Origin of the sequence: Janthinobacterium sp. GW458P (genome assembly GCF_002127585.1) — a bacterium.
Classification (GTDB): domain Bacteria; phylum Pseudomonadota; class Gammaproteobacteria; order Burkholderiales; family Burkholderiaceae_D; genus Janthinobacterium.
On record NZ_NEGZ01000101.1, the window covers coordinates 1 to 7,311 of the forward strand.

Sequence of the window (7,311 nt, forward strand, 5' to 3'; positions counted from 1 at the left end):
GCGGCGCAGCAATTGCCTCCGCCGCCGCTCCACCGCGGCCGCACAGCGGGGGCGGGCATCCGCGGCGCCCCCTGGGTCCACTGCCCGCCGTAGCCGCCGCGCTGCTGTGGCGCCGCGCCGCCGCCTCGCGCGTGAACGCGGCCAGCGGCGCGGGCGCCAGCCTGCCCGTGGGCAGTGGCCGCGCCTGGCTGCTGATGCTGTTCTTTGGCATCGGCACAGGGGCGTACACGCTGGTGCTGGCCTGGCTGCCGCCGTTTTATACGGAACTGGGCTGGAGCGCGGCCGACAGCGGCTTGCTGCTCGGCGGCCTGACCCTGGTGGAAGTGCTGGCGGGACTGCTCATTTCCAGCGTCATCCACCGCTTCCCCGACCGCCGCATGCTGTTATTGTCGGTATTGCTGGCCGTGCTGGCCGGCCTGGCTTGCCTGATCGCGGCGCCCGCGCAACTGGCCATTCCCGCCGTGATCCTGCTCGGCTGCGGCATCGGTGCCCTGTTTCCCCTGTCGCTGATCGTCAGCATGGACCACGTGCGTGACCCGGCCGGTGCCGGCGCGCTGCTCGGCTTCGTGCAGGGCGGCGGCTATATCATCGCCAGCAGCATGCCGTTTATTGCCGGCCTGATCCGCCAGCATTCGTCCAGCCTGGCCCAGGCGTGGATGGTGATGGCGGGCGGCGTGGTGCTGTTGCTGCTGATTGCCACGCGCTTCGCGCCGGGGACGCGGCTGGCCGCTGTGCGCTAGCGTGCGCATGGCGTATCGGCCAGCTGATATATTTCGGCTATGAACATCGTCGACCACTATTTAGCCGGCCTGCGCCAGACCATGCCGCCGGAGCCGCTGGCGGAACTGGCGCTGGCCAGCGGCGCCAGCGCGGCGCAACTGGACAGCTTGCGCCAGGCCTATCCGCTGTGTCCTGACAGCCTGCTGCGCTTGCTGGCTCAGTACAACGGCACCTATCATCAGAAGTATGCGGGCGGCATGGTGCTGGTGTACATGCTGGGCTCGGACGTGTTCGAGTACCCGTATTACCTGAGTTCCGTCGAACAGATACTGGAAGACCGGCAAGCGAACCGGCGCAGCATCGCCGATATCTACGGCCATTACCTGGAAGACGACCCCGGCATCGTCGACGCCCGCATCGACGCGGGCATCCAGCAGGGCCGGCGCCTGTGTTTTTCGCATTGCATGAACAATGGCGGCTCGTCGCGGCTGTATGTCGATTTCACGCCCGCGGCGTCGGGCAAGGTGGGGCAGGTCGTGCGCTTCCTGCACGATCCCGACAATTACCAGGTCATCGCCGACAGTTTCGATGCCTATCTGCACATGCTGATCGATGACGAGTATGCCTTCTTGACCGATGAAAATTTCGACTAGATGCACCATCGCCGCGCGCTGGCGGATGGTTATTATGAAAACTAATTGAAATCTAAAATTTGATAGTTTTTCCTGTTGGGGACGTTTGTGCCGCCGGACGGCCTTACAATGCTAGGTTATGCGTTTTCGTGATATCAGACTGTGGCTAGCGGAAAATACCTAGCTAATTGAAAGATTCGGTCTGATAAAATCGGAAGCACCCCGATCGACCAAACAGGAAGGCAGCACAGCATGGATTCGTCATCTGATAAAAAAGAAGAATTGCGTCAACAATTGCGCTTGGCCGCACTCGAGTACCACGAGTGCCCGCGCCCCGGCAAAATCAGCGTGACGCCCACCAAACAACTGACCAACCAGCGCGACCTGGCGCTGGCCTACTCGCCAGGCGTGGCCGCTCCCTGCGAAGAAATCGTCATCGATCCGGCGAACGCCTACAAATACACGGCGCGCGGCAACCTGGTGGCCGTCATCACCAACGGCACGGCCGTGCTGGGACTGGGCAATATCGGCCCGCTGGCCGCCAAGCCAGTGATGGAAGGCAAGGGCGTGCTGTTCAAGAAATTCGCCGGCATCGACGTCTTCGACATCGAGATCAACGAATCGGACCCCGATAAACTGGTCGACATCATCGCTTCGCTGGAGCCGACCTTCGGCGGCGTGAACCTGGAAGACATCAAGGCGCCCGAGTGCTTCTACATCGAGCGCCAGCTGCGCGACCGCATGAAGATTCCCGTCTTCCATGACGACCAGCACGGTACCGCCATCATCGTCGGCGCGGCCATCCTGAACGGCCTGAAAGCCGTCGGCAAGGAAATCGCGGACTGCAAGCTGGTCGTGTCGGGCGCGGGCGCCGCGGCGCTGGCCTGCCTGGACCTGATCGTCGACCTGGGCTTCCCGCTGAAAAACATCTACGTCACCGACCTGGCCGGCGTCGTCTACAAGGGCCGCACGGAACTGATGGACCCGGACAAGGAACGCTTCGCGCAAGACACGCCGCTGCGCACCCTGGCCGAAATCATCCCGGACGCCGACATCTTCCTCGGCGTCTCCGCCGGCGGCGTGCTGAAACAGGACATGGTGCGCAAGATGGCGCCCAATCCATTGATTTTGGCGCTGGCCAACCCGAATCCGGAAATCCTGCCCGAAGAAGTCAAGGCCGTGCGCAGCGACGCCATCATCGCCACGGGCCGTTCGGACTATCCGAACCAGGTCAACAACGTGCTGTGCTTCCCGTACATCTTCCGCGGCGCCCTCGATTGCGGCGCCACCACCATCACGCGCGAGATGGAAATCGCCGTCGTGCACGCGATCGCCGACCTGGCGCACGCCGAGCAGTCGGACATCGTGGCCACCACCTACGGCATCAGCAACCTGTCGTTCGGCCCTGAATACCTGATTCCGATGCCCTTCGATCCGCGCTTGCTGATCAAGATCGCGCCGGCCGTGGCCAAGGCGGCCGAGGATTCCGGCGTCGCCACGCGTCCGATCAAGGACTTGCAGGCGTACGCGGACAGCCTGCAGCAATTCGTCTATCGCAGCGGCACCTTCATGAAGCCGCTGTTCCTGATGGCCAAATCCACGCCGGCCGAACTCAAACGCATCGTCTACGCCGAAGGCGAAGAAGAGCGCGTGCTGCGCGCCGTGCAAGTGGTGGTCGATGAAAAACTGGCGCGTCCCATCCTGGTGGGCCGTCCGCCCGTGCTCGAAGCGCGCATCCAGAAATTCGGCCTGCGCCTCAAGCAGGGCGTCGATTTCGACGTCATCAACCCGGACTTCGACGAGCGCTATCGCGATTACTGGAATACGTACTACGCCATGACCAGCCGCAAAGGCGTCACCGAGGAGTACGCTAAACTGGAAATGCGCCGCCGCCATACGCTGATCGGCTCGATGATGATCCACAAGGGCGATGCGGACGGCATGATCTGCGGCACCTTCGGCACCACCCAGCTGCACCTGAAATACATCGACCAGGTGCTGGGCAAGCGCGCCGGCAGCAATGTCTACGCGGCCATGAACGTGCTGATCATGCCTGAGCGTCAATTGGTGATGGTCGACACGCACGTCAATGAAAACCCGGACGCCGGGCAATTGGCCGAGATCACCATCATGGCCGCCGAAGAAATGACCCGTTTCGGCCTGTCGCCGCGCGCGGCCCTGCTGTCGCACTCGAACTTCGGTTCCAGCGACAGCGCCTCGGCGCAAAAGATGCGCGCCGCGCTGGCCATCATCAAGGAACGCGCGCCGGACCTGGAAATCGACGGCGAAATGCACGGCGATACGGCCCTCGACAGCAAGCTGCGCCAGAAAATCATGCCGAATTCGGCACTGAAGAACGACGCCAACCTGCTCGTCATGCCGAACATCGAGTCGGCCAACATCGCCTACAACCTGGTCAAGACGGCGGCCGGCAACGGCATCGCCGTGGGCCCGATCCTGCTCGGCTGCGCCAAGCCCGTGCACATTCTGACGCCGTCGGCCACCGTGCGCCGCATCGTCAACATGACGGCCCTGTGCGTCGTCGACGCAGTGGCCCAGCGCAAAGCCTAAGGTTTTAGCCGTTGCCTGAAAGCCGCGCCATCCGCAAGGAGGCGCGGCTTTTTTACATCGGTGCTACGGGCAGGGCCGTGGCCGGATGGCGGCGCAGGTAATAGTGGCGGTACAGCAAGATCTCGCCCCACACCAGCAGCAGTACCGCCAGCGCGAACAGGCCCAGCGTGATCTTGAGCGAATTGAAATAGGCGCCGGCCTGGCGTTGGATGGCGTCGATGAAGATCATCGGCACTGATTTGTCGAGTTTGCTGAAATCGGCCTGGCGCGCCACATCGGTGGTCAGGCGCACGGCCAGGTCGGTGCCCAGGCTGGCCAGTTCGCCGGCCGCCTGGCCACGGAAGCCGGCGCCCTTGAGCGCTTCGCCCAGCACGCCGGCCCTGGCGATCAGCTGTTCCTGCAGCACCTGCGTCAGCAGCACGCTGGCGCGGCGCAGGATGAATTCATTGATCCAGCGCGCCTTGCTGCGTTCCCAGTAACTGCCCGAGGTGGGCCGGTAATACATGTCTTGCACGAGGGGCTCGAGCAGGCTGCGCATGCTGACCGGCTGGCCCGGGGCGATCAGCCTGGCCTGCTGTTCCAGGTAGACGCGCAGCGCCGGCATCTGCGCTTCGACCACCGGCTGCAGGTCGCGCTCAAGGGCCTGCTTGACCACGCGGTGCGCGCTGTGCACGGCGCCCAAACCGCCGCCGAGAAGCGGCAGCGCGACCAGGATCAACACATAGCTGAGCTTGGCCGCCACGTGCCAGGCGCGCGGGCGGCGCACCAGCAGGCATTTTCTGGCCAGCTGGTAGCAGATGCCGAGGGCCAGCACAAAGCCGAGCACGCCATACAGCAGCATCCACGGCAGGACGGTCCACAGCAGGTCGCTGCCGAACGGCGCCAGGGTGCTGCCCCAATTGATTAGTTGTTGCTTCATCTACATTGCCTTGATATGGAAAATCAGGCAAGTATAGCCATTGTGCAACAAAACGTGGCGCGCGGGACCTCAGTGCGCCATCAGCACGGGCAAGGTCATCTGGCGCAGCACGGTTTCCGTCACGCCGCCGAGTAAAATTTCGCGGAAGCGCGCGTGGCCGTAGCCGCCCATCACGAGCAGGCCGGCATGCACCTCGGCGGCCATGGCCAGCAGCGCCGCGCCGACGTCGCCCGTGGTGACGGCGGGGCGCACTTCGACGGGCACGCCATGGCGGCTCAGGTAGGCGGCGATGTCGGCGCCCGGGTGGCGCGCCGGCTGGGCGTGGCCGGCGGGCGGATGCAGCAGGGCCAGCACCACCAGGCGCGCCGCGCGCAGCAGGGGCAGGGCGTGGCCGATGGCGCGCGTCGCTTCCATGCTGCCGTCCCAGGCCACCACCACGGTGCCGTCCAGCGGGGCTTGCCGGGCGCCGCGCGGCACGATCAGCACGGGACGGGCCGCGTTGAGCATCACGTAGGGCACCAGGTCGCTCATGGCGCCGGGCAGCGCTTCGCTGTCGTCGTGCTGGCTGAGCACGGTCAGGTCGCTGTAGCGGGCGCTGACGGCCATGCCGCCATCTTCATCGTCTTCGATCAGGCGCCGCTCGAGCGAGACGGCGCCGGCCTGGCGCGCCAGCGTTTCAAACTGGTCCAGCGCCGTTTCCGCCTGCCCGTGCAGGGCCGAAATCTGCGCCGCGACGGCAGCGCCGCGCATGCCGCGGTTGTTTTCCAGGGTAAAGCGCGACACGCCCGTCATCGCCGCGCCGATCAGGTGCGCCTGGTGCGCGTGCGCCAGCCGGGCCGCGATGGCGATGCGCTGCGGCGCGTGGCGCGACAGGTCGGCGTGGACGAGGATGGATTTGTAAGCCATGGTGTCATTCGCTAGTCAGGATGGCAACAAGGCTAGAACGGCAACACGGGCAAGTCCAGCATTGGCGTGAAGGACGGCGGTTTTCTTCTACTGGGCTTGATGTGGGTCAAAAAAAACCGGCCCGTGACTATCTGCAAGTCCATTGCCGGGAATTTGCGAGTTGTTTGATATGCATCAAAATGCCGCGCGTGCCGCCAGCCATAATGGTATCGAACTCCTTGCCCTTCCAGTGGTCAGCATCGGCGCCGGCCTGTCCGGTACTTCCTTGTGTGACGCAACAACGCTGGGCGTGGCGGGAGTTCCCTTTTCAGGCGGCCGCGGGCTTTTCCTCCTGCTCCGCCCAGCGCACGCGGATGGCCTCGATGGCGGGCATTTCCCGCACAAACAGGTCGACCAGGCGCGCATCGAAGTGGCTGCCTTGCTGCTCGCGCAGCCAGGCGACGGCGTCCGGCACGGGCCAGGCGCGCTTGTAGGGACGGGCCGAGGTCAGCGCGTCGAAGACGTCGGCCACGGCGACGATGCGCCCGGCCAGCGGAATGGCCTCGCCCGCCAAGCCGCGCGGGTAGCCGCTGCCATCCCATTTTTCATGGTGGCTGAGGGCGATTTCGCGCGCCAGCGCCAGCATGCCTCCCTGCGCCTGTTCGCCGATGATGTCGCCGCCGATGCGCGCGTGCGTCCGCATGACGGCCCATTCGTCCGCATCGAGCTTGCCCGGCTTTTGCAGGATACGGTCGGGAATGCCGATCTTGCCCACGTCGTGCATGGGGGCCGCGTGCAGCAGGTCGTCGGCGGCGGCCGCGTCCATGCCGGCCGCCACGCCCAGCAGGCGCGCGTAATGGCTCATGCGGATCACGTGCAAGCCCGTTTCATTGTCCTTGTATTCGGCCGCCAGGCCCAGGCGCTGGATGATCTGCAGCCGCGTTTGCGTCAATTCCTCGATGCGCACCAGCGACAAATGCGTGCGCACGCGGGCGCGCACGATGGCGGGGCTGAGCGGCTTGCTGATGTAGTCGACGGCGCCCGCCTCGAAACCGCTCAGTTCATCGCGCATGTCGTTCAGGGCCGTGACGAAGATGACGGGAATGGCGGCCGTCGGCGCTTCCGCTTTCAGGCGGCGGCAGACGTCGTGGCCGCTCATGCCCGGCATCATCACGTCGAGCAGGATCAGGGCCGGGCGCTCCTGCCGCGCCAGTGCCAGCGCCCGCGCGCCATCCTTGGCGAACAGCAGCGTGTAGTCGTCCTGCAGTATGTGCCGCAGCAATTGCAGATTGGCCGCCTCGTCGTCGACGACCAGCAGCAGGGGCTTGCCTGGGCGCGGTCCGCTCATGGGACTTCCCGTTGCAGCGTTTGCAGCAAGTCGCGCAAGAGCGACAGTGCTTGCGGAAAATCAAAGTCGTCGATGGCGTGCTGCAGCGGCGCCAGTGCGTCCGCCGCTGCTCCCATGGCGTGCCGCAGCCGGGCGAGCGCCCCGTCATCGAGTTCGCCGCGCCGCAGGGCGCGCAGCAGGGTGGCGGCCGCTTGCTGCGCGGCATGGATATCGCTGGCCTGCGCCGGCGGCGCGCC

At 65.2% G+C, this 7,311-nt stretch carries 7 protein-coding genes; 3 read left to right on the top strand and 4 right to left on the bottom strand.

Annotated elements, in window-relative coordinates; translation table 11 throughout:
- The 3 genes from CBW50_RS27590 to CBW50_RS27600 form a co-directional block, all read left to right on the top strand.
- A partial coding sequence (locus CBW50_RS27590; RefSeq protein ID WP_139842676.1) for an MFS transporter occupies nt 1–740 on the top strand: 740 nt, incomplete at its 5' end.
- A 39-nt stretch (nt 741–779) separates the two neighbouring features.
- On the top strand, nt 780–1,373 hold the full coding sequence (locus CBW50_RS27595; protein ID WP_086148458.1) for an SMI1/KNR4 family protein: 594 nt from the start codon (nt 780–782) through the stop codon (nt 1,371–1,373).
- A 231-nt stretch (nt 1,374–1,604) separates the two neighbouring features.
- Nucleotides 1,605–3,923, top strand: coding sequence for an NADP-dependent malic enzyme (locus CBW50_RS27600; protein ID WP_086148459.1), 2,319 nt, complete (start codon nt 1,605–1,607; stop codon nt 3,921–3,923).
- A 52-nt stretch (nt 3,924–3,975) separates the two neighbouring features.
- Here CBW50_RS27600 and CBW50_RS27605 read toward each other — a convergent pair whose 3' ends face one another.
- From CBW50_RS27605 to CBW50_RS29620, 4 genes are all read right to left on the bottom strand, one after another.
- Nucleotides 3,976–4,842 (bottom strand): hypothetical protein, encoded by an 867-nt coding sequence (locus CBW50_RS27605; protein WP_086148460.1) that lies wholly within the window; start codon nt 4,840–4,842, stop codon nt 3,976–3,978.
- Between the two features lie 69 nt (nt 4,843–4,911).
- A complete protein-coding gene (locus tag CBW50_RS27610) occupies nt 4,912–5,748 on the bottom strand; it encodes a universal stress protein (protein WP_086148461.1) in 837 nt (278 codons plus the stop codon).
- Nucleotides 5,749–6,055: 307 nt separating this feature from the next.
- On the bottom strand, nt 6,056–7,075 hold the full coding sequence (locus CBW50_RS27615; protein WP_086148462.1) for a two-component system response regulator: 1,020 nt from the start codon (nt 7,073–7,075) through the stop codon (nt 6,056–6,058).
- The coding region (locus tag CBW50_RS29620; protein WP_172404921.1) for a hypothetical protein at nt 7,072–7,311 on the bottom strand (240 nt) is incomplete at its 5' end. The genes CBW50_RS27615 and CBW50_RS29620, both read right to left, overlap by 4 nt.

Coding starts and splice junctions, on each gene's coding strand:
- CBW50_RS27615 (WP_086148462.1), bottom strand. CDS start 7,075: ATGAGCGGACCGCGCCCAGGCAAGCCCCTGCTGCTGGTCGTCGACGAC.
- CBW50_RS27595 (WP_086148458.1), top strand. CDS start 780: ATGAACATCGTCGACCACTATTTAGCCGGCCTGCGCCAGACCATGCCG.
- CBW50_RS27600 (WP_086148459.1), top strand. CDS start 1,605: ATGGATTCGTCATCTGATAAAAAAGAAGAATTGCGTCAACAATTGCGC.
- CBW50_RS27610 (WP_086148461.1), bottom strand. CDS start 5,748: ATGGCTTACAAATCCATCCTCGTCCACGCCGACCTGTCGCGCCACGCG.
- CBW50_RS27605 (WP_086148460.1), bottom strand. CDS start 4,842: ATGAAGCAACAACTAATCAATTGGGGCAGCACCCTGGCGCCGTTCGGC.